This window comes from Prevotella heparinolytica (genome assembly GCF_004342845.1).
In the GTDB taxonomy this organism is placed as follows: Bacteria; Bacteroidota; Bacteroidia; order Bacteroidales; family Bacteroidaceae; genus Bacteroides; species Bacteroides heparinolyticus.
On record NZ_SLXB01000010.1, the window covers coordinates 17,252 to 39,941 of the forward strand.

The window sequence follows — 22,690 nt, forward strand, 5'->3', positions numbered from 1 at the left end:
CTGCCGGGAACAGAACCGGACTATTGAAGAATATCATCTGATTGTTACCATCGTCGCCCCGAAACCATACTCTTGGAACGAGGCATCCTGCGCCTTGCAGGTGGCATATTTACGCTTCAGTTCATCGAGCACAGCCTTGCGAAGCACGCCGTCGCCCTTACCATGAATGAAGACGATGCGTTGTTCGCGCTTGTTCTTGTAGCGTTCCATCACTTCACGGAATTTGTCCAACTGGTAGTTCAGCATCTCGCTGTTGCTCATGCCACGGGTATCATCCAGCAATTCGCCGATGTGCAGGTCTATCTCGATGATTTCGTTTTTGCCTCCGCGCTTGACGATGGCCTGGGGTTTGGCAGGAGCGTCCGAAGCTTTCTTCTGTATCAAAGCATCCTGAAGCTCTTCGGCAGAGACATATACCTGCTTAACAGGACGGTCGTCCTTCACAACATCATAAATTAATGCGGGAGTTTCAAAGAAATCGGAATCGCGGAACGTATGCAGTTTATAGAACTTCACCGTATCGATGCGAATCTCCACACCTACCGCAGGTTTCATCACAAACGAACGGTTGTCCTTGAAAGCCACCAACTGTACGGCCACACGCTCACGGGTGTTCAATGCCGATTTCTCGAACTCTTCGAGCAGCAATTTGGTATTCGGCTCTATCAGACCGTGCGAACAGGCAGTCCAAGCCTTTCCTTCGGCAAAGAGATAGGTATAGTACATATAATAATTACTGTCGTTCACCAAGTAGGCCTCAAAAGAGGTGGTGCTCACAGCCTTGATGTCTTCGGGCACAAAGGCAAGATAGACATTCAGCGTGTCGCCCCCCTTTATCTCCGGTTGGCGATAGACTGAAATCTGCGGTTTCTCCATACGGTGCAAAAGTTCGTCGGGCACGACACTCCCTCCAAAAGATGCATTTTTGACAGCAGACGAAGCCGGACGAGCAGGCAGCTCTTCCGCTTTCTTCTTTTGGGCGGCCGCCTTGGCTGCCGGCGTGGGAATGTTATAATCGTCCGTCTCTATCACTACACACTCATTTACCGGCATCGGTATGTCGAAACCGTCGGCATCTTCCACCAACACAATGTTCTTTCCTTGAAAGCCTGTCACTACACCGCCCCCTACCTCGCTCAGGAAACGTACTTTATCTCCTATTTTCATCTTCTTGTTTATTGTTCTTCAAATTATGATTTACGGCAGAAGCTGCCAAAGCCGCCACCGACAGTGCAAAGATAAGGCAACAGAATAGAAAAAGATAGAAAAAAACGATAAATATCCGTACCTTTGCCCTCCGAAAAAGCATATACTCATGGAACAGAATCCTAAACACATCCATATCAGTGAATTTAACTACGTGTTACCGGACGACCGCATCGCCAAGTTTCCGCTACCGGTACGCGACCGGTCGAAATTATTGATTTACCATCATGGCGAGATTTCGGAAGACACATTCACCTCGCTTCCCGACTATCTTCCGACAGGCAGCCTGATGATATTCAACAATACCAAAGTGATTCAGGCCCGCCTGCATTTCCGCAAAGAGACAGGCGCCCTGATTGAAGTATTTTGTCTGGAACCGGTACAGCCTAACGATTATGCGCTCAACTTCCAGCAGACCGAACACGCTGCTTGGCTTTGCATGGTGGGCAACCTGAAAAAATGGAAAGAAGGAACGCTGAAACGCGAAATGACGGTGAAAGGCAAGACAATCATCCTGACAGCCGAACGCGGCGAATGCCGTGGCACCAGCCATTGGGTAGACTTCCGTTGGAACAATCCGGAGGTGACTTTTGCCGACATTCTGGAGGTATTCGGCGAACTGCCCATCCCGCCTTATCTGAACAGGGAGACGCAGGAGAGCGACAAAGAGACTTATCAAACGGTATATTCCAAGATAAAAGGTTCTGTCGCCGCCCCCACCGCCGGACTTCACTTCACTCCTCGCGTGCTGTACACACTGCGCAACAAAGGGATAGAGACGGAAGAGCTGACGCTACATGTGGGAGCAGGTACGTTCAAGCCCGTGAAGAGCGAAGAAATCGAAGGGCACGAGATGCACACGGAGTATATCTCCGTATCGCGCGGCACATTGGAGAAACTCATTGCCCACGGAGGAAAAGCCATTGCCGTAGGCACTACCTCGGTACGCACGCTGGAAAGCCTCTACCACATCGGGATTACGTTGCTGAACAATCCCGAAGCAACGGAAGAAGAGCTGCACGTCAAGCAATGGCAACCCTACGAAATGTCGGGCGCAACTGCCTCCATTCCTGCCACAGATGCCTTGCAAGCTCTCGCAGCCTATCTGGAGCGGCATCACATGGAAACCTTGCACACCAGCACCCAAATCATCATTGCCCCGGGATATGAATACCGGATAGTAAAAGCCATGGTAACTAACTTCCACCAGCCGCAAAGCACGCTGCTGCTGCTTGTCTCGGCCTTTGTACACGGAGATTGGCATAAGATTTACGACTATGCTTTAAACCATGATTTCAGATTCCTGAGTTATGGAGATTCGTCGTTATTAATACCCTGATACCGCTTATGAATCACGATAACAATCAAGAGATGTTTCCTCTCGTCGATGAGCAAGGCAACATCACAGGTGCCGCCACTCGCGGCGAATGCCACAACGGCAGCAAACTACTGCATCCGGTAGTCCACCTCCACGTCTTCAACTCCAAAGGCGAATTATTTCTGCAAAAACGTCCCGGATGGAAAGACATACAACCGGGGAAATGGGACACGTCCGTAGGCGGACATGTTGATTTGGGCGAGAGCGTGGAGATGGCACTGAAGCGTGAAGCACGCGAAGAATTGGGCATCACCGACTTCATCCCCGAATCACTGACACACTATGTCTTTGAATCCTCCCGAGAACGGGAGTTGGTTTTTGTCCACAAAACCACCTACGATGACGAAATACATCCCGGCGACGAACTGGACGGCGGCCGTTTCTGGAGTGTGGAGGAAATTAAAGCCAACATCGGAAAAGATGTATTCACTCCAAATTTTGAAGGAGAAATAGATAAAGTCCTCTAAACTACAATAACAATAAAAGCATGGATTTCATTCAGGAACGCAATCATTATCCAAGAAATCCGTGCTTTTATTATCTAAAGAATAATTTTCGAGCCTACTCGCTATATGGTTCTCTTTTTTACTCCGCCTTATTTGGCCAAGTCCTCAATCACCTTCATTATCTGCCGTCCGATTTCTTCTGCGGCTTCCGGTGTGGAAGCTTCGCTATAAACGCGGATAATCGGCTCTGTATTGCTCTTGCGCAGATGTACCCATTTGTCGGGAAAATCAATCTTCACACCATCTATATCATTGATATCTTCGCTCTTATAGAGTTCTTTTACCTTGGCAAGAATGGCATCCACATCCGTTTCGGGAGTCAAATCCACCCGGTTCTTTGCCATGAAGTATGCAGGATATGTGGCACGCAATTCGCTCACTTTCTTGCCCTCGTGCGCCAGATGACTAAGGAACAGAGCAATACCCACCAATGCATCACGACCATAATGACTGGCAGGATAGATAACTCCGCCATTGCCTTCACCACCGATAACGGCGCCCACTTCTTTCATTTTGGTGGTTACGTTCACTTCGCCTACGGCAGATGCGTAATATTCCTGTCCGTATTTGCGGGTCACGTCGCGCAAAGCACGGGTCGAACTCAAGTTGGAAACCGTATTGCCGGGAGTATGCTTCAAAACGTAATCCGCCACAGTGACCAACGTGTATTCTTCGCCATACATCTTACCGTCTTCGCAAATCATGGCCAAACGATCCACATCAGGGTCTACAACAAAAGCTACGTCGGCTTTACCTCCTTTCATCAGGTTCATAATGTCACCCAAGTTTTTCTCCAAAGGCTCAGGATTGTGCCGGAAGTCTCCGGTCGGTTCGCAGTAGAGCTTCTCTACATGCCGAACTCCAAGCTGCTCAAGCAACTGCGGCAAGATAATGCCCCCCACAGAGTTTACACAATCGATAGCTACGCGGAAGTTGGCCTTTTTGATGGCTTCTACATCTACAAGTTCAAGCGCCAGCACACTGTCTATATGCTTTTGATTGTACGTCAAGTCCTTGCGATAGGAACCGAGCCGATCAACCTCGGCATAGCGGAACTCCTCGGCAGCAGCAATACGAAGTACTTCCTGTCCTTCGGCAGCATTCAGGAACTCCCCTTTCTCATTCAGCAATTTCAGAGCATTCCACTGCTTGGGATTGTGCGAAGCGGTCAGGATAATACCTCCACCGGCACCTTCCATCGTAACAGCCAGTTCGGTAGTCGGGGTGGAAGCCAAATCAATATCTACCACATCCCAGCCCATACCCATCAGAGTACCGACCACTACATTTTTGACCATTTCACCGGAAATACGGGCATCACGCCCTACTACGATTTTATTGCTTTTTACAGTACACGTTTTACGAATCAGCGTGGCATAAGCCGAAGTAAATTTCACAATATCGAGCGGGTTCAATCCTTCGCCTGCACTTCCGCCAATAGTTCCACGAATCCCTGAGATAGATTTGATTAGAGTCATAGGTTAATAATTAAAAGATTAGTTCCAAATCTGGAATTTATGTATGTCATAAAAATAAGGATAAACTTGCTGCATGGCCTTTTGTTGTCCCATTTTGGACGGGACAATCAGTTTTACGTGAGCCCCATCGCGAACATAACTTAAAGCCACCAACCAACCGGCAGGTACAGACGTGCCATAAGACGCCCGCATATATCCTTGAAGAAAAAGCCCGGCAATGGATGAAGAGGTGACCGTATATCTGAACTCGTCCACAATCGTCGGTTCGTGCAGATTAGAAAGATAAGACTTCACACCGTTGACAGCTATCAGTCCTCGTTCCTCAAAGCGCACCAAAATCAAGTCATTGGGTTTTATCGAGTCGGCGGGATTGGCAGAACCTTTATCCACAATCTGCATGTATACCCCGCTGGCCAATTGCACGTATTCATTCTTGCTCACATCCGTCGTCGAATCCTGCGCATAAAATTCACTCTGGGAAATAACGACAATATTACTGTCTTTGATGAACGCTTTGATGGCATCTTTCTCATCATCCAACATCTCGGCATAGGTTTTGGTATTATCACATGCCTGAAAAGCAAAACCGACAGCGAACAAAACTAAAAAGAATAAAGTAAGTTTCTTCATTTCTGATATTAGTAAATTTGTACAAAAGTATCTGATTTCCCTGAAAGTTGAAAGCGGCAAGTAGAAAGTTCGTAACTTTTAACCTTTACAACCGGACTTTTTTTATCCTTTGGCACAAAGCAGCGGCTTGTACCTTTCCAAAGCCTGTTCAAAGACATCCCTGGCCTCTTCCATTGTCCCGTAAAATTCACCGCCGGAAGCATTCAGATGCCCGCCTCCATTGAAGAACTCGGCTGCCAGGCGATTGCACGGAAATGTACCGACCGAACGTAAAGAAATCTTTATCATCGGCTTTTCCGTATCTTCACGCAGGAAGCACGAGAAAACGACTCCTTTGATGCTTAGCGGTATATTCACAAAGCCTTCACTATCTCCCCGAATATAGTCGAACCGCCCCTGCTCCTCTTTAGTCAAAGAAATAAGAGCCGCATGATGGTCGGGATATACTTTCATCTGCGACAAAACATACCCCATCAGCCGCAGACGACTTTCGGAATAGGTATTATAGACCTTACGATATATATCGTCCTTGTCTATACCTTTTGATAGCAGTTCACTGATAATAAAATAGATTTCACGATTGTTGGAGTTGTAAGTAAATCCACCGGTGTCGGTCATCATCCCCGTATAGATACACTCTGCTCCTTCTTTGGAAATATCACTGAAATAACCCATGCGGCAAATCAGACGAAAGACGAGTTCCGAGGTCGAGGATATTTCGGGATGAGAAATGATAATCTTGCAGAAATATTCGGGGTGAAGGTGATGGTCTATCAGTATTTTTCTTGCCGGAGAGGCAAGCACGGCACTTCCCATGGCTTCAATCCGGTGAATGGCATTGAAGTCAAGGCAACAGATGACGTCCGCTTCAGCTATCAGCTTGTCGGCAAACTCTTTATAGCGGTCGTAAAGCAGAATATCTTTACTTCCGGGCATCCATTTCAGGAAATCAGGAAAAGCATTCGGAACGATAACATTTGCAGTCTTGCCCTGCGAATCAAGAAAATGCCATAACCCCAAAGAGGAACCTATAGCATCTCCGTCAGGGCCTACATGAGAAACGATAACGACTTTGTCTGCACGATCTATCCATTTGGTGAAATGGTCTATCTTGGATTGTTCTATAACTTTGGTCAACATCTTTTATTTATGATTTGTTATTTTCGTTGTACGATTCCACATGGCGAGAACAATTCTATCCGTCTGCCATAAGTTTGGGAGGCAAAAGTACGAAAAGTTTGTGATTTATAACAGAATACGGTAAGAACCTTTTGTAGAAAGAGAAATATAAGAGATTCCAAAACGAATGCAATCGTGTATTATTCTATCCCGGTAATAGTCTGAAAGGGAGGCGTCAACAACCACCGTAGCGATAGAGAACAAAGAGACCAACTCTTCTATTCGCCCTTTATAGCCTCTGGAAAGATATAGGTAGTCGACAGAAATGGGGGAAGCCGATATTTTATTCTGCCAGTCGGCATCCCGGAAGAAACAGATCCGTTTACCTGCATAAAGCACCATCCCATTCCGCACCTGCAATTCAGAAGTGGCATAATCTCCGGTAACAAGACAAGGGGATTCCAAATGCAGCCTGTTCCAATGAGGAGAAAGAGCGCGACAGAGACGTGACACATCAGACAGGCTGTCGGGTGTTACCAGCCAGGAATGGCGACTGCCTGTCATGCAATGAACAGCCGGACACCCTCGTACATTATAGAAAGCAATGCTCTGCCGGGGGACATGGCATATGGCAGAAAGGGAGTGATAGGATACGGCCAACAGCAAAACAAAGAATGAAAAACGGATGTTGCGGGCTGTGCGATGCGTGCTACTGTAGCAGACTGCCCCCAAAAAGAAAAAGCACAGCAGCACATCCCATTTATCCATCCAAATACCGTCTATCGAAGCGAAAGGAAGATGTTCTATCCATCGGAGCGTGGCATTCTGCATACGCACCAATGCCTCTACCACCTCCGCAAACAGATGTTGCACAAAAGGAAATGGGGTAAGCATCAGAAGGAACACTGCCGAATACAAGATGAGCGACACCAAAGGAATAACCCAAAGATTGGTAAGCAGAAAATGAGTAGAGAAACGGGAAAAATAAAGCAGGGTCAATGGAGCCGTACCTAACTGGGCCGCAACGGAAACAGTCAACAATCCCCATACATAGCGCAAAAAGCGATGTTCGACCTTCCACAGAGCATAAAGTTTAGGTTGCACGAGCAGGATGGATGCCATAGCCGAAAAAGACAATTGAAAACCGACATCAAAAAGCCATGAAGGCTTACACAATAACATGAAGAAAGCTGCCGCAGCCAGGGTATTCATAGTCAAAGGCTTTTGATGCTGCATGGTGGCCAACGCCAAAAACGAGAACATGATGGCCGCCCTGACTACCGAAGAAGACAGCCCGGTGAAAAAGGCAAAACTTGCCAAAAACAAAACAATGAGAAGATGTAGAAAAAACTTCAGGCATTTCCAACGCCTCCACAAGACTCCTAAAAGAAACCGGAACAGTGCATGGAGAAAGCCGATGTGTAATCCGGAAAGTGCCAACACATGGGCAGCACCTGCCACTGAATAAGTTTCAACAATATCATCGCTCAACTCCTCTCTGTCTCCCACTGTCAAAGCCGACAACACAGCCAATTCGTCACCTCCAATCCCCAACCGCCGATATAAAGAGACAACCTTTGCCCTATAGTCCGATGCCATCCGGTTCCAAGAGCGGGACGCATCGTGCCCCGTTTTCGTCCAATGTCCGCCGGCCACATAAGCCGTACCGCTATACCCTTTCCGTTTCAGGTAGCGGGCATAATCAAACTCATCGGGATTACCGTTATTGAGCGGAGGGGAAAGGCGGGTATATATCAACAATTCATCTCCCCGCTGCAAAGCTGTCGAGGCAGAGTCTTTCGTAAAATAAATCAAAAAGAGGTTGTTCCGTTTGCAGTCCGCCACCGTATCTCCGGCTATATCTCCCAGCAGAATTGTGCGGCACAGCACGCTACGTTCCTTTATTTCCGGTATTTCCTGAATGCGGATTTTATATGCAACCTCCTTCTCCGGAAAAAAGAACGCAGTTTTCTCCAATTGCCGACTCATCAAGCAATAGCCCGTACCAACAAGAAAAAGAAAGAGCACCGCCCCATACAAACTGTCGGAATGCTTGTATCGACACACCATCAAGACGAAAAGCAGGGAGAGCAACAAATATCCCCATGCAGGCCATGCATGGGGAAACGTATCTCCGCACAAAATTCCAATCGCCAACGGAATCAAAAGTCGCAGAAAAGGATGTTGCTGCAAACTGTCGATCATCAATCAAAAAAACGAATTATAAATTTCTCAATGTACGAATGGCCTCCATAGGGTCGGGAGCCGAAAAAACGGCATTACCCGCCACCAGTACATCGGCTCCGGCAGCAAGCAATCGTTTTCCGGTATCCGGATTCACGCCCCCATCCACCTCTATCAAGGCTTTCGAGCCGGTGATTGTTATCAATTCACGCAGTTCACGCACTTTTTCCAAAGAGTGCTCTATGAATTTCTGTCCGCCGAATCCGGGGTTGACACTCATTATAAGAACCATGTACACATCATTTATTATATCTTTCAATAAAGATACGGGAGTGGCGGGATTAATCGTCACAGCCGGCTGCATTCCTGCTTCGCGAATCTGTTGTATCACTCGATGCAGATGTGTGCAGGCCTCATAGTGCACATTCATTACGTGGGCGCCCAGTGCCTTTACTTCCGAAATAAACTTCTCCGGCTGCACAATCATCAGATGTACATCCAGCGGTTTTTGCGACAGCTTCGCCACATACTTCAATACCGGAAATCCAAAAGAGATATTGGGCACGAACACACCATCCATAATATCGATGTGCACCCATTCCGCCTCACTCCGGTTTATCATTTCAATGTCTCTTGCCAGATTGCCAAAGTCGGCCGACAAGATAGAAGGGGATATGATTGGTTTCATAATGCTACAATCTAAAGTTACCGCTTTATTGATGCACAAATGTAGAGAAAAGTTTTCAATCAGCCAACAACGAAGTCGCCGTTGTCCATTATCGTTCCCACGCTGAGTCTTACTCATGATTGTATTTAACTGTGTACCAGTTCACTTTACTCTAAACAAAGGCATAATGATACCACGATGTTCCCAATGATATAGCAACACATTGGCTTCTTCATTTTAGTTGTATTTAGCCTTAAACACTCCTTCAAGGAGAGGAATCCCATTAAAGATTTATTAACACCGCTATTTGCACAAAACGGCTATGGTTCTGCATTGATCTCATTCTGTGCATAGTATGGCACCGCTCTTTATCTCGTCCTCGTTTTCGACGGTGTCAAGAATCTTGTCTGCGAGCCAGATGGTCAGTAGTTCTTTCTCGTCTATCTCGAAGAGTTTTGCCATGATGGGAATCTGGCTGCGTTTTGCCTTACGCTCACCACGCTCTATTTTGCTATACATTGGGGTGTCAATCTCTAACGCTGCTGACAGCTGTCGCTGCAACAGGCCATGCTCCTCTCTGAACTCTTTTATTTTCTTTCCAAATATCATATCCGAACCTTTTGCTAATCAAAGAAAATGAAACCATTTCTCATCACAAGATGATTGAATGGATTGTTATCGGCAATTTCCTTCAAAGAGAAATCGGGGTCAAAGACGTTGCTTATCTTCAGCAAGTCTTTGATAATTCTCGATTTCTGTGCTATTGTTGAGCCACTTGCCCCAAAATGCTCCGCAATTTCAGATGATGATGTGCTCAACCGTGAACTTTTGCAGAACATGAAGTTGATGCTACAGATGGTATATACAGAAGCAGCTGCCCATATCTCAATCCTTCCAGATTGTAGTGGGCAGGAACGCTTGCGTCCCAGTTTCTGCACAAGTTTTGTACATAGCTCTGCGCACTCTTCATCCAAGTGCTCGTTACAAAAGGCTACTGCAAGTTCTATTACCTTTACTTCTCTTTCTTTTAATTGTTGCTTATCCATATCTTCGACTATAAAGTTCGTTTATAACAGTTTTTCCAAGTCCTCAACTGGAGGAAGGAGTTTCTTTAGTCTGTCATCCATCTCTGCTGAAGTCTTGTACGTTGCTACGCCCATTGGCTTATCGTAGTCCTGGATGACATATTCCACGAACCTCTTGTTTGCACTTTTGCAGAGGATGATTCCTATTGAAGGATTTTCATTGGGTTTGCGAACCTCGTCATCAAGGATGCGCAAGTAGCCTGCCAATTGCCCCAAATAGGCGGTTTTGAAAGGGCCGTTTTGAGTTCCACACAAACAAGGGCTGAAAGTTCTCTATTGAAGAACAACAAATCAGGGAACTGCTCCACGCCGAACTTCTCCAAATGGTATTGATTGCCGACAAACGTGAAGTCCCGTCCAAAAGTCATGATGAAGTTCTTCACGTTATTGATAATGCTTTGCTCTATCACCCGTTCATCACGGTCTTTGTCACGGACAAACAATTCTTCCGTATTGATGTAGTCCAGCAGATATTCATCCTTAAACATCGTGATGGCGCGATAGGCTTGCAATTGGTCGGGGATGGTACGCCTGAAATTATTTGGCAGATCACCTTGATGGCTGTATAAATCATCCTCTATTAGTTTTTCCAAATCTTCAACCTTAACCTTCGTGTCAGCAGCGAATTGGATATAGAACTTTCGCTGTTCCACATCTTTCACCTTACTGAGAATCGCATAGTGGTGGCTAAATCCAATGTTCATGAATGCTGCAATGGGGAAATTCGATGCCATCGTAAATTGAACAGAAGGCAATTTGTTCGTTTCAACGAACGAATTGCTATCGTCATTGGGTAATTTGTTCGTTTCAACGAACGAATCATCAGAAAGCAGTCTCCACTCTTCATAGAAAGTACGCATTTTCCGCAAACTGGGTGCCGAAAAACCTCTGAGTCCAGGCAGTTCCTTTCGTAACTGCTCACTAATCCCCTCAACAAATCCCTTGCCCCAATTCTTTGTTCGAGTATTGGCCGAGATGTATCTTCCAACACCATAATACAAAGCCAGCTGTTCTTGGTTTACCACACCCAATGCTCTCTGTTGACTTTGCAGAATGGCATCCTTTATAACTTGCACAGCATTGGCAAGTTTCTCCCTTGAAGGAATCATTTCATTATTTGTATCCATATTGCTATAAAAAAGCTTTTAGATTCTTGTTATTTCGTCCCCACAGAACGAGTTCTTCAGATTCTTAAGTTCCTTCCACTCACACCGAGTATTCTCCTGTGGGTACTCGCGAGACAGGTGTTGTTGTAATTCTAGTTCAATCATATCAATACATATTAAAAGAGCCTTTTACCCTCTTGCTCAGGAGGTCCCTTTAAAGAAGGATTATCAGTAGGCCGATTACTGACCACCAGATCAGATTAGCAAAATGCTTACCCATCTGCTTCTAAAACTCTTCCTTAAACGGGGATGTTTTTTTTGAACCACCCCTTTGCCTTGGGACTGTTCAATCTATATGCCACCGATGTTAATAAAATAATTTTTATCAAACATAGTTTTAGAGCCTGTTTAAAAATGGCTGATTTTTTTCTAAAAAAGTTTCCGTATCAGTCGAATAGTTTCTTTCTTTGAAGTGACTAAACTTTAAAAAAGATGTATCAGACTGATTTAACGGAAACAGAGTGGAAATATATAACAAAAGTGTTGAAGCTGCAAGAAAGAAAGCGAAAATATTGTTCGGTTCTCAGCAAAATCATTATTTTGCCGTATGCAAAACAATATGTATCTTTGTCCGCTTATTACAAAGAAGATATTTAAAGAAAAAGGAAACTCATGTGGATACTGATTATTAGCTTGTTTGCTCTCACCCTTCTTGCTGCTATGGCCGGGATAATACGCAACCGGAGCCTGCAAAAGAAAATAGACAGAGGCGAACTGAGCGCGATGCCCGAAGTGCAGGAAGCAGATGCAGAATGCTGCGGGCAACACGAAATCTGCGAACGCGACAGCCTGTTGGCTGCCGTCAGCAAAAAGATAGAGTATTACGACGATGAGGAGCTGGACAAATACATCGGCATCAGTCCCGATGAATACACCCAAGGGCAAGAGGACGAATTTCGCGATGTATTCTACACCATGCAAGATACCGATGTGGCCGGCTGGGTGCGCAGCCTCCAACTGCGGGGCATTGCACTACCCGACAATTTAAAGGATGAGGTATTCCTCATCATCGGAGAACGTCGCATCAGTCCTCATGCTTGAGGCTTTTCCTATTTCATAACCCTCAAGGACACAACAATGGAACTGCTTCAATACACCTTTTTCCAACACGCCCTCATCGGCAGCCTGCTGGCAAGCATTGCCTGCGGACTGATTGGGACTTACATCGTCACCCGCAGACTGGTGTTCATCAGCGGTGGATTAACGCATGCGTCCTTCGGAGGCATAGGGCTGGGACTTTACACCGGCATCTCTCCCATTCTGTCGGCAGCATTATTCGCCGTACTATCCGCTTTTGGAGTAGAGTGGCTCAGCAAACGAAAAGACATGCGGGAAGACTCCGCCATTGCCGTATTCTGGACACTGGGCATGGCCTTGGGCATAATGTTCACTTTTCTTTCGCCCGGATTCGCCCCTGATCTGTCGGCCTATCTCTTTGGCAACATTCTCACTATTACATTAGAGGACATCGCCCTGCTCGGCGGATTAGCCATAGTACTGGCCCTTTTCTTCACTCTCTATATCCGTCCTATCATATACGTAGCTTTCGACCGTGAGTTTGCCCGTTCGCAAGGTATTCCGGTGCAAACGTTCGAATACCTGCTGATGATGTTCATAGCACTCACCATCGTGGCATGTCTGCGCATGGTAGGCATCGTGCTGGTCATCTCACTACTCACTATCCCCCAGATGACAGCCAATCTTTTTTCGCACCGGTTCCATCGCATTCTCTGGCTTTCCATCGGTATAGGCTACATCAGCTGTCTGGGTGGACTGATGATTTCATTCTACCTGAACGTCCCTTCGGGAGCATCCATCATCTTCTTCTCCATCATTATTTACGCCATTTGCAAAATCGGAAAAAGTTTTTGCCTATCTTTACAGCGTAAATTAAGAAGCCATCCCGACTTACATCATAAATAATAATATCGTCAAAATTGGAAATCATGTTGGAAATCAAAATTCAGTCATTAGACCAGATTCATGAAGCAGCCCGCCAATTCATTACTGCAATGGGCGATAACACCGTTTTTGCTCTCTACGGAAAAATGGGAGCCGGTAAGACGACCTTCATCAAGGCCATATGTGAAGAGTTGGGCGTTTCCGACGTCATCACCTCGCCCACTTTTGCCATCGTCAATGAATATCGCTCCGACACTACGGGTGAACTGATTTATCACTTCGATTTCTATCGCATCAAGAAATTGGAAGAGGTGTACGATATGGGATATGAAGACTATTTCTACAGCGGTGCCCTTTGCTTTATCGAATGGCCGGAATTGGTAGAGGAACTCTTGCCGGGAAATGCCGTGAAAGTAACCATTGAAGAAGTGGAGAATGGTGAGCGCAAACTCACAATGGAAGAATTGGAATGATAAGCCAATACATTGTTCAGGGAATCTTTGCAGCAGCAGGCATCACCTCCCTACTGGCTGCCATACTGAATTGGGAGTGGTTCTTTACAACCCGTAATACCCAATTCATCGTACAAAATGTAGGTCGTTGGCAAGCCCGCTGGTTCTACGGTGCATTGGGTATCCTGCTTATCGCAATGTCCGTCTTCTTCTTCCTGAATACGCCACCGGTGGAATAACCGTTTGTGCAATACCGGAGAGCCGCATGCTAAAAGAAGGATAAATCCCCCGGAATCACACTCCTAAAAAAAACAAAGGAGAAGCTTTGACGCCTCTCCTTTGTTTTTCTGTTTGCAATACCGATCATTCTTCTCCCAAAGATTCTGTGTATTCCATTTCACCCTGTACGATGAAAAGGATCTCTTCCGGCTCGTAATCGCCTACTTCATCTTTATGAGCTTCTTTGACAATATAGTCTACGACTTTCCCTAAATCAATTTCGACGTAGCCATCCGCATCAGGCTGTGCATCAAGGATGCCGCTTTCGGAATAATACTCGTCAATCAAATCGAGAAAATAATAGAATTCGTCGTCGGAGAATTTCCCCTTCAACTCTTGCGGCAAATAGTTCTTGATGTATTCGATGGTCTTTTCATCATCGAGATCATTCTGCAAAAAATCGTCTTCCATTCCCATACTGATATATTTTAAAGGGTTATTGCATCTTATTTACGATTATAACAAAGCATCTATTTTAGCCACGTAAACCGATTTCTGAGCAGACCCCACCTGCTTGTCCACCAACTTTCCATCCTTGAAGAATAAAACCGTAGGGATATTGCGTATGCCGTATTCGGCAGCTACTTCTCCGCTTTCATCTACATCGCATTTACCAATGACTACTTTACCGTCGTATTCAGTAGCCAGTTCGTCAATAATAGGACCTACCACTTTACACGGGCCACACCAAGGTGCCCAAAAATCAATCACTACCGGCTTACCTTCTGCCAGGATTTCCTGATAATTGCTGTCTGTAATTACTAATGCCATTTCTTTTAATATTAAAATCAACCATTAATTATAAAATCACTATAAATTGTAAATTCATCCTCCTTCATCGATGAAACAAAGATAACATAAACCGAGAGCAGAATGAAATGAACGCAATCTTTTTTTCACCTATGTATCAACTACCCCCCTCACATTTTACGCGAACAGCTTCTAATTAATCCGAAAATCAAGATCGGGCGCTTCTTTCAGGTAAGAGATCAGTTCACGTCCCACAGAAAGTTTTATAGGCCGGGAGATGAAGTCCACCCCCATCTTACTTTCTGTATCAATTATCTTGAAATAAAGTTCCGTGCTGCCCGGACGCTCTTTGGTAAGTTCGCTCAACTCGGTAATCAAGGCCTTGTCCAACATACCAAGTGGAATGAGTATCGTTATTTTTTCAATCAGTTTTTCCTTTACATCGGGCAAAAGTTCCATCGAGGTGATTTTCAAGTCCAACTCATCCTGCCGCCACTGTTTAGGCTGACAGCGAGCCTTGATAAACAAGAATGTACGCTCGCCCAGATATCCCTGATAGGTCACCCAGTCATTACCGAAGAATGGAAGTTCGGCCGAACCGGAATAATCCTCGATTCGGGCAATGCCATAAGGATTGCCATTCTTGCTGATGCCACGACGAACCGAGGTGACAATTCCTCCCATCGTTATTTCACGTCCGGCAAGCGCTGTTTTGTCTTCCAATTCCGCCATACGGGTGTTACAAACATGCTCCAGCACAACCGAATATTCATCCAACGGATGTGCAGAGAGATAGATTCCCACCAAATCACGCTCCTTGTTCAACCGCTCCAAATCGGTCCAACGTTCGGCCAAAGGAATTTCAGGAGTAGCAATATCCACCACATTCTCACCACCGAACAACGAATTGGCTGCCGCAGCCTTATCCATCTGATAGCGGTTGCCGTAGCGCACCAACGTTTCAATGAACACCTCGCCCTTGGAATTTGCCGCAAAATACTGTTCACGTTTCAGTTCCGAGAAACTGTCAAAACCTCCCGCCAAGGCCAAACATTCGATATTTTTCTTATTACAAGCGTTCAGATTGACACGCTGTACAAAATCAAAGATTCCTTTATAAGGTCCGTTTTTCTCACGTTCTTCCATGATACTCTGCACGGCTGCCTCGCCTACTCCCTTCACGGCACCAAGACCGAAACGGATATTCCCCTCGTTGTTGACCGTAAACTTCAGGTTACTTTCGTTCACATCCGGCCCCAGCGTATTGATGCCCATAGCTTTGCACTCATCCATCAGTTTGGTGATATCGGTTATGTTCGACAAGCTTCGGCTCATGACAGCAGCCATATATTCTGCCGGATAGTTTGCTTTCAGATAAGCAGTCTGATAAGCCACCCATGAATAACATGTGGCATGCGACTTGTTGAAAGCATAGGAAGCGAATTTCTCCCAATCCCCCCAAATTTTCTCAAGCACTTGCGGGTCGTGTCCGTTCTTCTGTCCACCCGATACGAATTTAGGCTTCATATGATCCAACTTGTCGCGCAATTTCTTACCCATAGCCTTACGCAAAGCATCGGATTCACCACGGGTAAAATCGGCCAACAAACGAGACAGCAGCATGACCTGCTCCTGATAAACCGTAATGCCATACGTATCTTTCAAGTATTTCTCCATGATCGGAATATCGTACTCAATGGGCTTGCGTCCCCACTTACGGTCGATAAAGTCCGGAATATAATCCATCGGCCCCGGACGATAAAGGGCATTCATGGCAATCAAGTCTTCAAACGTACCGGGTTGCAACTCGCGCAGATACTTCTGCATGCCGGCCGACTCAAACTGGAACGTACCAATGGTTCGCCCGTCGCAATAGAGCTTATAAGTAGCAGGGTCGTTGATGGAGACCTTATCTATATCTATTTCCAACCCGCGATGCAAACGAACATTGGCAACGGCCTCTTTAATGATGGACAGAGTCTTCAAACCCAAAAAGTCCATCTTGATCAACCCCGTATCTTCAATGACCGAACCCTCGTATTGTGTAACAAGCATCTTCTCGCCCGTCTCCTTATCGTCTGCCGTGCTCACAGGCACCCAATCCGTGATATCATCGCGGCAAATAATAGTGCCGCAAGCATGTACGCCCGTACCACGCACGTTGCCTTCCAGCATCTTGGCATACTTCATCGTATCGCGCACCAACGGGTCGGGCGATGCTTCGGCAGCCTGTAATTCGGGCACATACGCAATGGCATTCTGCAGATTAAGTTTCTTATCGGGAATTTTGTCCGGCACAAGCTTGCACAATCGATCGGACTCGCTCAAAGGCAATTTCTGAACACGAGCCACATCCTTGATGGCCATTTTGGTAGCCATCGTGCCATACGTAATGATATGAGCCACTTTCTCTTGCCCATATTTCTCCGTCACCCACCGAAGCACCTCGCCACGTCCGTCATCATCAAAGTCCACATCGATATCCGGTAGAGAAATGCGGTCGGGGTTCAGGAAACGCTCGAACAGCAAGTCGTACTGAATCGGGTCGATTTTCGTAATCCCCAAGCAATACGCCACAGCCGAACCGGCTGCAGAACCACGTCCCGGTCCCACAGAAACGCCCAACTGCGTACGGGCAGCATTGATAAAGTCCTGCACAATCAAGAAGTATCCCGGAAAACCCATCGTCTTCATGATATATAACTCAAAAATCAAACGCTCTTTCACCTCGTCCGACAAAGGGTCGCCATACAACTTCTTTGCACCGTCAAATGCCAACTTCGCCAAATAGTCGGCTTCCAGCTTGATACGATACAATTTATCGTAACCGCCCAGCTGCTGAATCTTGGCATTGGCTTTTTCCTCATTCAATACCGTCTTCCCGTTTTCATCCCGGGTAAACTCTTCGAATAAATCTTGCTCCGTATATTTCCGCCGATACTCCTCCTCTGTCCCGAACTCCTCCGGGATGGCAAAAGTGGGCATGATAGGCGCATGGTCGATAGAGTAATACTCCACCTTGTCCAAGATCTCCAACGTATTGGACAAAGCCTCAGGCACATCGGCAAACAAAGCGTTCATCTCAGCCTTTGTCTTCATCCACTCCTGCTTGGTATAAAGCATGCGGGTGGGATCGTCCAAATCCTTACCCGTACTCAAGCAAATCAAGCGGTCGTGCGCCTCTGCATTTTCTTCGTCTACAAAATGTACGTCGTTGGTACAAATAACCTTTACATCATATTTCTTGGCAAGTTCCAGAATCTTGGCATTGACCTTCTGCTGCAACGGATAAGCTTCATGGTTGGCACGCGGAACAGTGGCTTTATGCCGTTGGAGTTCCAGATAATAATCATCGCCAAATATATTTTTATACCACCGTATGGCTTCTTCGGCTTCCTCTATCCGGTCATTGGTTATTCTTTTAGGCACCTCTCCACCAAGACAGGCTGTACTGATAATCAGTCCTTCGTGATATTTTTCCAACTCGCTACGGTCTGTGCGCGGACGCATGTAATACCCCCTCGTCCAAGCATGTGAAACGAGCTTTATCAGGTTATGATAGCCTTTTTCGTTCTTTGCCAATACCACCAAGTGATAACCGCTTTGGTCTTGCTTCCCTTCCTTTTTGTCCATAGTGCGGCGAGCCACATACATCTCACAACCTACGATAGGCTTGAAAAGTCTGCTTTCGGCCTCGGCAATTCCGGCACGGCAACGAGCAAGCTCCGCCTCCTTGTCGTCACATGCAACATTCCCGCTTTCAATGCCGGCAATCTGTTTTTTGAGGTCTTTTATTTCCCCTTTGGGACCACTATTCTTCTTGTTGACATAATTGATAAATTCCTTAATGCCGAACATATTTCCGTGATCGGTTACGGCAATTCCCTTCATACCGTCTTTCATGGCCTTATCCACCAAACGACTGACGCTGGCCTGGCCATCTAAAAGAGAATATTGAGTGTGCACATGTAAATGAACAAAATCTTGCATATCTTTCCTTTCTGTTGAGAGCCTAAAATTACAACCTCTGCCACACCTGACAAAAATATTCCCCAAAAAGTTATCAACATCCTCATTTCTCCGTTTAAATCCTTGTTAGATTTTCAAAATAAACCTATTTTTGCAAGCAATTTCAATCAAAACAGTAAAAACGATATACATGAGTCGATTAAAAAGATTAAAAAAGATACGCATACACCGTGAAGGCACACATACATTGGCAGGCAGCCTGACTTTAATATTAGCAGTCAATGCAGCCCTTTACTTCGGATTGGAATGCAAGATCCCTTTCTACGCAGTGGCAGTTATCAGCCTCATCGTATATGGAATATTGGTAAACTTTTTCCGTTGCCCCATCCGCTTGTTCGGAAAAGAGACAGAGAAAGTGGTTGTAGCCCCTGCCGATGGTAAAGTCGTAGTGGTGGAAGAGGTAGAAGAAAACGAATATTTTCATGATCGCCGCATCATGGTATCCATATTTATGAGCCTTGTCAATGTACATGCCAACTGGTATCCGGTAGACGGCACCGTAAAAAAAGTATGGCATCAGAACGGAAAATTCATGAAAGCATGGCTACCCAAAGCCAGCACCGACAACGAACGTTCTACCGTGGTGATAGAGACACCTGAAGGGGTGGAGGTTATGGCACGCCAGATAGCGGGAGCCATGGCACGCCGCATTGTTACGTATGCCGAACCGGGCGAAGAGTGCTACATCGACGAGCACATGGGTTTCATCAAATTCGGTTCGCGCGTGGATGTATTCCTGCCGTTGGGCACTGAAGTATTCGTAAAACTGGGACAACTGACTACCGGCAATCAGACCGTGATAGCCAAACTTAAATAATAAAAACCGTAATGGCAAACCGCATCACCCGTCACATTCCCAATACCCTGACCTGCCTGAACCTGTTCTCCGGGTGCATTGCATGCGTCATGGCATTCGAGGCCCGATACGAAGCGGCACTCGGTTTCATCATCCTCAGTGCCGTATTCGACTTCTTCGACGGCATGATGGCACGCGTGCTGAATGCACACTCTGCCATCGGAAAAGACTTGGATTCTTTGGCGGACGACATAAGTTTCGGAGTTGCCCCTTCCTTGATTATTTTTTCTTTATTCAAAGAAATGAGCTATCCCGATGTAATGCAGGGAGCGGCTGCCTATTTCCCCTACCTTGCATTCCTGCCGGCCGTATTCTCGGCATTGCGGCTGGCCAAGTTCAACAATGACACCCGCCAGACAAGCTCCTTTGTCGGACTTCCCGTACCTGCCAATGCTTTATTCTGGGCTTCGCTGGCAGCAGGCGGCCATAGTTGGCTGACAAGCGAAAGTTTTTATCCCCTCTGTCTGTTGTTATTGGTCGCAATATTCTCTTGGCTGCTGGTTTCGGAGATTCCGATGTTCTCTTTGAAGTTTAAGAATTTGTCATGGAAAGACAACAAAGTCAGCTTCGTCTTCCTGATTGTCTGCATTCCTCTTCTCCTCTTTATGGGAGTTTGCAGTTTTTCTGTCATTATTGTCTGGTATATACTGTTGTCACTTGTTACGAAGAAAAGTAGATAAACAAATCTTTGGTACAGTAAAAAACATTAATCCATGCTTCACTTTTTAGTTTTTCTCTTTATCATCGTTATCGCTATCGTACTTATCGGGCTTAGCATTATCGGAAGCGTGATACGAAGCATATTAGGATTGGGCGGGCGGCGTTCATCTTCCGCATACGGCACTTATCAAAATAAAGGAAAGAATTACCGCACCGGCAGTCATTCCGGTTACGGCAACCGACAGGCAAACGACGCCCGTCAAGAAGAGGCACAATCCGAGGAAGAAGACTCGCGCCCGAGACACAAGAAACTTTTCTCCAAAGATGAAGGCGAATACGTAGACTTTGAGGAAATCGAAGAATAGCCATATCCTCCGTATGGGCCGACATGATTTCACGATACATGCCCAAAAGGTTTGAAGATTGCTCCTTGGGTTAAGGTTCCAAAACAAGATGCTGCAATCTTTGAAAGACCATTCCGTGTATGGAAAGAGATTATAGACAAGGCTGTGGCTATTCCTTTTACGGAAGGCATCTTCAATGTTCTTGACTTCTCTGATGAAGCCATTGACATATTCTATGATTGGCAGAATGAGGACATAGAACGGCAGAATGCCATTACGGATGAAAAAATGATAGACTCACGTGCTGCAAAAGTTCCTTTGAACACTGCTCGGCTTGCCTTGATATTCCAACTGTTCCGATGGGCTTGTGATGAGTCTCACAAGGATTTTGTTGATGCGGAGTCCGTGAATTCAGCCATACGGATGAGCGATTACTTTGAAAAGTCATACAAAAGGATGGATGACCTCGTTTCAACCGAGGCTACCGACCCCGTGAAGAAACAGGTACTTGACTCGTTGGGAAACAAGTTCATCACCGCTGAAGCAGTAAAGGCTGGAGCTGATTTTGGTTTTGCAAGACGTACTGTCATGTATATGCTCAAAGACTTCTGTCAGAGAAATTTTATCATCAAAGACAAGCAAGGCAATTATGAGAAAGTACAGAAGTAGAACTACCACCTTGCACCGTTTGCACCGTTTGCACTTTGCACTTCTTGCACTCTTGCACAAAAGATGCTGTATTTTGTGCCAAAAAAGTGCAAAAGTGCAGAAAGTGCAAGGTGCAACAAGTGCAGAGCCTTATGAGTGAGTATAGATTCCATCTACAGAAATACAAGGTGGGCAACCGTTATACTTGCCCTCAATGTGGGCGCAAGCGTTGTTTTGCCAGATATATTGACGAGCAAGGACACATTACATTTCCCGACAACGTGGGGCGATGTGACCATGAGCAGAGTTGTGGCTACCATTATTCTCCATCTGATTATTTCAAGGACAATCCCGATGCCAACAGCAATGATGATTGGAGATATAAAACACCAATCATAGAGTGCAGGAAAGAGAAAACTCTTCCAACTTTCATTGAGAATAAGTTGATGGAGCAAACACTGCATGGCTATTCTGTCAATCCTTTGTACCGATACATTTCAACGGTCTTTGGCAGGGAGGAAACAGAGCGTCTGTTTGCTCTGTACAAGGTTGGCACTTCAAAAAAATGGGGAGGTTCAACTATCTTCTGGCAGATAGATGTCAATGGGAATGTGCGCACTGGCAAGATAATGAAGTATGATGACAATACAGGACACCGCATCAAGGAACCTCTCAGCCTGGTGACTTGGGTACACTCGGAACAGAAACTGCCAGACTTTACACTTCGACAGTGCTTCTTTGGCAAACATCTGTTGACAGATAAAACCACGACCAAGACAATAGCCATCGTGGAGAGCGAAAAGACAGCCATCATTGCCACACACTTCATGTCTGATTTCGTATGGTTGGCTACTGGAGGCATGAACGGATGTTTCAATAAAGATGCTGTCGAAGTCCTAAGCGGTCGGGAGGTTGTTTTGGTTCCAGACCTTGGGGCAACGGATAAGTGGAAAAGCAAACTTCCGTTGCTGCAATCAATATGCAAGCAAGTTCTTGTCAGCAACATCTTGGAAGACAATGCCACCGATGAACAAAAGACCAATGGTCTTGACATTGCCGACTTCCTGCTGATGACGGAAACGCCACAGATGGCGCTACAAAGGCTGATAAAGAAACATCCGCCACTCCAACATCTGATAGACAGCCTCGGGTTGGTGTTGGTGGAAGAGTCATAGCAGAGTGGGTAAGAATCTGCGAGTACGCTTGCGTGACGGACTTTCACAAAAGTCCTAAACATAATAGGGACTTTTAGATTCACTTGCTGACGCTGTTCACTTAAAAAGTCCTTCTATTATGCTTAGGCTCCGCCCGAGACCTGTCACCAGTTATACTATAACAATGTTACAAACTC

At 45.9% G+C, this 22,690-nt stretch carries 22 protein-coding genes and 1 pseudogene; 11 read left to right on the forward strand and 12 right to left on the reverse strand.

The window, feature by feature from the left end:
- Positions 1-33 precede the first annotated feature (33 nt).
- The gene (locus tag EV202_RS06640) at positions 34-1,167 is read right to left on the reverse strand and encodes a DUF2027 domain-containing protein (protein WP_131926261.1); all 1,134 of its coding nucleotides are present in this window, start codon (positions 1,165-1,167) and stop codon (positions 34-36) included.
- 148 nt (positions 1,168-1,315) lie between these two features.
- Between EV202_RS06640 and EV202_RS06645 the strand changes: the two genes are divergently transcribed.
- Together EV202_RS06645 and EV202_RS06650 are read left to right on the forward strand one after the other, a co-directional pair.
- Positions 1,316-2,545, forward strand: coding sequence for an S-adenosylmethionine:tRNA ribosyltransferase-isomerase (locus EV202_RS06645; RefSeq protein ID WP_131926263.1), 1,230 nt, complete (start codon positions 1,316-1,318; stop codon positions 2,543-2,545).
- 8 nt (positions 2,546-2,553) lie between these two features.
- Positions 2,554-3,051 carry an NUDIX hydrolase gene (locus tag EV202_RS06650; RefSeq protein WP_106069192.1) on the forward strand — a complete coding sequence of 166 codons (498 nt, stop codon included), beginning with the start codon at positions 2,554-2,556 and terminating at the stop codon, positions 3,049-3,051.
- A gap of 128 nt (positions 3,052-3,179) precedes the next feature.
- Here the strand turns inward: EV202_RS06650 and glmM are convergent, their stop codons facing one another.
- The 8 genes and pseudogenes from glmM to EV202_RS06690 form a co-directional block, all read right to left on the reverse strand.
- Positions 3,180-4,568: a phosphoglucosamine mutase gene (gene glmM, locus EV202_RS06655; RefSeq protein ID WP_131926265.1), complete on the reverse strand. Its 1,389-nt coding sequence runs from the start codon at positions 4,566-4,568 to the stop codon at positions 3,180-3,182.
- Between the two features lie 18 nt (positions 4,569-4,586).
- The gene (locus EV202_RS06660; protein WP_106069194.1) at positions 4,587-5,198 is read right to left on the reverse strand and encodes a DUF4827 domain-containing protein; all 612 of its coding nucleotides are present in this window, start codon (positions 5,196-5,198) and stop codon (positions 4,587-4,589) included.
- A 102-nt stretch (positions 5,199-5,300) separates the two neighbouring features.
- Positions 5,301-6,338, reverse strand: coding sequence for a DHH family phosphoesterase (locus EV202_RS06665; RefSeq protein ID WP_131926267.1), 1,038 nt, complete (start codon positions 6,336-6,338; stop codon positions 5,301-5,303).
- Between the two features lie 105 nt (positions 6,339-6,443).
- Positions 6,444-8,522 carry a ComEC/Rec2 family competence protein gene (locus EV202_RS06670; protein WP_234878255.1) on the reverse strand — a complete coding sequence of 693 codons (2,079 nt, stop codon included), beginning with the start codon at positions 8,520-8,522 and terminating at the stop codon, positions 6,444-6,446.
- 16 nt (positions 8,523-8,538) lie between these two features.
- Complete coding sequence (rpe, locus tag EV202_RS06675) at positions 8,539-9,189, reverse strand: ribulose-phosphate 3-epimerase (RefSeq protein ID WP_106070496.1); 651 nt, start codon at positions 9,187-9,189, stop codon at positions 8,539-8,541.
- A gap of 318 nt (positions 9,190-9,507) precedes the next feature.
- A complete protein-coding gene (locus EV202_RS06680) occupies positions 9,508-9,777 on the reverse strand; it encodes a helix-turn-helix domain-containing protein (protein ID WP_106069196.1) in 270 nt (89 codons plus the stop codon).
- A gap of 14 nt (positions 9,778-9,791) precedes the next feature.
- Positions 9,792-10,214, reverse strand: coding sequence for a DUF6398 domain-containing protein (locus tag EV202_RS06685; RefSeq protein ID WP_131926269.1), 423 nt, complete (start codon positions 10,212-10,214; stop codon positions 9,792-9,794).
- A 21-nt stretch (positions 10,215-10,235) separates the two neighbouring features.
- Positions 10,236-11,380: pseudogene (locus EV202_RS06690) on the reverse strand (PDDEXK nuclease domain-containing protein).
- Between the two features lie 651 nt (positions 11,381-12,031).
- Between EV202_RS06690 and EV202_RS06695 the strand changes: the two are divergent.
- Genes EV202_RS06695 through EV202_RS06710 form a run of 4 tightly spaced genes read left to right on the forward strand, consistent with a single transcriptional unit; the run spans position 12,032 to position 14,012 of the window.
- A complete protein-coding gene (locus tag EV202_RS06695; protein WP_125239945.1) occupies positions 12,032-12,460 on the forward strand; it encodes a phospholipase in 429 nt (142 codons plus the stop codon).
- 36 nt (positions 12,461-12,496) lie between these two features.
- The gene (locus EV202_RS06700; protein WP_106069200.1) at positions 12,497-13,342 is read left to right on the forward strand and encodes a metal ABC transporter permease; all 846 of its coding nucleotides are present in this window, start codon (positions 12,497-12,499) and stop codon (positions 13,340-13,342) included.
- 26 nt (positions 13,343-13,368) lie between these two features.
- On the forward strand, positions 13,369-13,794 hold the full coding sequence (tsaE, locus tag EV202_RS06705) for a tRNA (adenosine(37)-N6)-threonylcarbamoyltransferase complex ATPase subunit type 1 TsaE (RefSeq protein WP_106070497.1): 426 nt from the start codon (positions 13,369-13,371) through the stop codon (positions 13,792-13,794).
- Positions 13,794-14,012, forward strand: a complete 219-nt coding sequence (locus tag EV202_RS06710; protein ID WP_131926341.1) for an immunity 17 family protein — start codon at positions 13,794-13,796, stop codon at positions 14,010-14,012. The genes tsaE and EV202_RS06710 overlap by 1 nt, the downstream gene beginning before the upstream one ends.
- Before the next feature lie 124 nt (positions 14,013-14,136).
- Here EV202_RS06710 and EV202_RS06715 read toward each other — a convergent pair whose 3' ends face one another.
- From EV202_RS06715 to dnaE, 3 genes are all read right to left on the reverse strand, one after another.
- The gene (locus EV202_RS06715; protein ID WP_125239944.1) at positions 14,137-14,469 is read right to left on the reverse strand and encodes a hypothetical protein; all 333 of its coding nucleotides are present in this window, start codon (positions 14,467-14,469) and stop codon (positions 14,137-14,139) included.
- Positions 14,470-14,508: 39 nt separating this feature from the next.
- Complete coding sequence (trxA, locus tag EV202_RS06720; RefSeq protein ID WP_106069202.1) at positions 14,509-14,823, reverse strand: thioredoxin; 315 nt, start codon at positions 14,821-14,823, stop codon at positions 14,509-14,511.
- 171 nt (positions 14,824-14,994) lie between these two features.
- Positions 14,995-18,792, reverse strand: coding sequence for a DNA polymerase III subunit alpha (gene dnaE / locus EV202_RS06725; RefSeq protein ID WP_131926271.1), 3,798 nt, complete (start codon positions 18,790-18,792; stop codon positions 14,995-14,997).
- A gap of 169 nt (positions 18,793-18,961) precedes the next feature.
- Here dnaE and EV202_RS06730 point away from each other — a divergent pair, with 169 nt between their 5' ends.
- The 5 genes from EV202_RS06730 (at position 18,962) to EV202_RS06750 (ending at position 22,514) form a co-directional block, all read left to right on the forward strand.
- Positions 18,962-19,648, forward strand: coding sequence for a phosphatidylserine decarboxylase family protein (locus EV202_RS06730; RefSeq protein WP_106069204.1), 687 nt, complete (start codon positions 18,962-18,964; stop codon positions 19,646-19,648).
- 11 nt (positions 19,649-19,659) lie between these two features.
- Positions 19,660-20,367 carry a CDP-diacylglycerol--serine O-phosphatidyltransferase gene (gene pssA, locus EV202_RS06735; RefSeq protein WP_131926273.1) on the forward strand — a complete coding sequence of 236 codons (708 nt, stop codon included), beginning with the start codon at positions 19,660-19,662 and terminating at the stop codon, positions 20,365-20,367.
- A 33-nt stretch (positions 20,368-20,400) separates the two neighbouring features.
- Positions 20,401-20,712 carry a DUF4834 family protein gene (locus EV202_RS06740; protein WP_131926275.1) on the forward strand — a complete coding sequence of 104 codons (312 nt, stop codon included), beginning with the start codon at positions 20,401-20,403 and terminating at the stop codon, positions 20,710-20,712.
- Between the two features lie 51 nt (positions 20,713-20,763).
- Positions 20,764-21,360, forward strand: a complete 597-nt coding sequence (locus tag EV202_RS06745) for a DUF3987 domain-containing protein (protein ID WP_234878253.1) — start codon at positions 20,764-20,766, stop codon at positions 21,358-21,360.
- A gap of 131 nt (positions 21,361-21,491) precedes the next feature.
- Positions 21,492-22,514, forward strand: coding sequence for a DUF6371 domain-containing protein (locus tag EV202_RS06750; RefSeq protein WP_131926277.1), 1,023 nt, complete (start codon positions 21,492-21,494; stop codon positions 22,512-22,514).
- The last annotated feature ends 176 nt before the right edge of the window (positions 22,515-22,690 follow it).

Coding starts and splice junctions, on each gene's coding strand:
- EV202_RS06695 (WP_125239945.1), top strand. CDS start 12,032: ATGTGGATACTGATTATTAGCTTGTTTGCTCTCACCCTTCTTGCTGCT.
- EV202_RS06640 (WP_131926261.1), bottom strand. CDS start 1,167: ATGAAAATAGGAGATAAAGTACGTTTCCTGAGCGAGGTAGGGGGCGGT.
- glmM (WP_131926265.1), bottom strand. CDS start 4,568: ATGACTCTAATCAAATCTATCTCAGGGATTCGTGGAACTATTGGCGGA.
- EV202_RS06740 (WP_131926275.1), top strand. CDS start 20,401: ATGCTTCACTTTTTAGTTTTTCTCTTTATCATCGTTATCGCTATCGTA.
- dnaE (WP_131926271.1), bottom strand. CDS start 18,792: ATGCAAGATTTTGTTCATTTACATGTGCACACTCAATATTCTCTTTTA.
- EV202_RS06730 (WP_106069204.1), top strand. CDS start 18,962: ATGAGTCGATTAAAAAGATTAAAAAAGATACGCATACACCGTGAAGGC.
- EV202_RS06670 (WP_234878255.1), bottom strand. CDS start 8,522: ATGATCGACAGTTTGCAGCAACATCCTTTTCTGCGACTTTTGATTCCG.
- EV202_RS06680 (WP_106069196.1), bottom strand. CDS start 9,777: ATGATATTTGGAAAGAAAATAAAAGAGTTCAGAGAGGAGCATGGCCTG.
- EV202_RS06665 (WP_131926267.1), bottom strand. CDS start 6,338: ATGTTGACCAAAGTTATAGAACAATCCAAGATAGACCATTTCACCAAA.
- EV202_RS06660 (WP_106069194.1), bottom strand. CDS start 5,198: ATGAAGAAACTTACTTTATTCTTTTTAGTTTTGTTCGCTGTCGGTTTT.
- EV202_RS06645 (WP_131926263.1), top strand. CDS start 1,316: ATGGAACAGAATCCTAAACACATCCATATCAGTGAATTTAACTACGTG.
- EV202_RS06700 (WP_106069200.1), top strand. CDS start 12,497: ATGGAACTGCTTCAATACACCTTTTTCCAACACGCCCTCATCGGCAGC.
- EV202_RS06650 (WP_106069192.1), top strand. CDS start 2,554: ATGAATCACGATAACAATCAAGAGATGTTTCCTCTCGTCGATGAGCAA.
- rpe (WP_106070496.1), bottom strand. CDS start 9,189: ATGAAACCAATCATATCCCCTTCTATCTTGTCGGCCGACTTTGGCAAT.
- trxA (WP_106069202.1), bottom strand. CDS start 14,823: ATGGCATTAGTAATTACAGACAGCAATTATCAGGAAATCCTGGCAGAA.
- pssA (WP_131926273.1), top strand. CDS start 19,660: ATGGCAAACCGCATCACCCGTCACATTCCCAATACCCTGACCTGCCTG.
- EV202_RS06685 (WP_131926269.1), bottom strand. CDS start 10,214: ATGGATAAGCAACAATTAAAAGAAAGAGAAGTAAAGGTAATAGAACTT.
- EV202_RS06715 (WP_125239944.1), bottom strand. CDS start 14,469: ATGGGAATGGAAGACGATTTTTTGCAGAATGATCTCGATGATGAAAAG.
- EV202_RS06750 (WP_131926277.1), top strand. CDS start 21,492: ATGAGTGAGTATAGATTCCATCTACAGAAATACAAGGTGGGCAACCGT.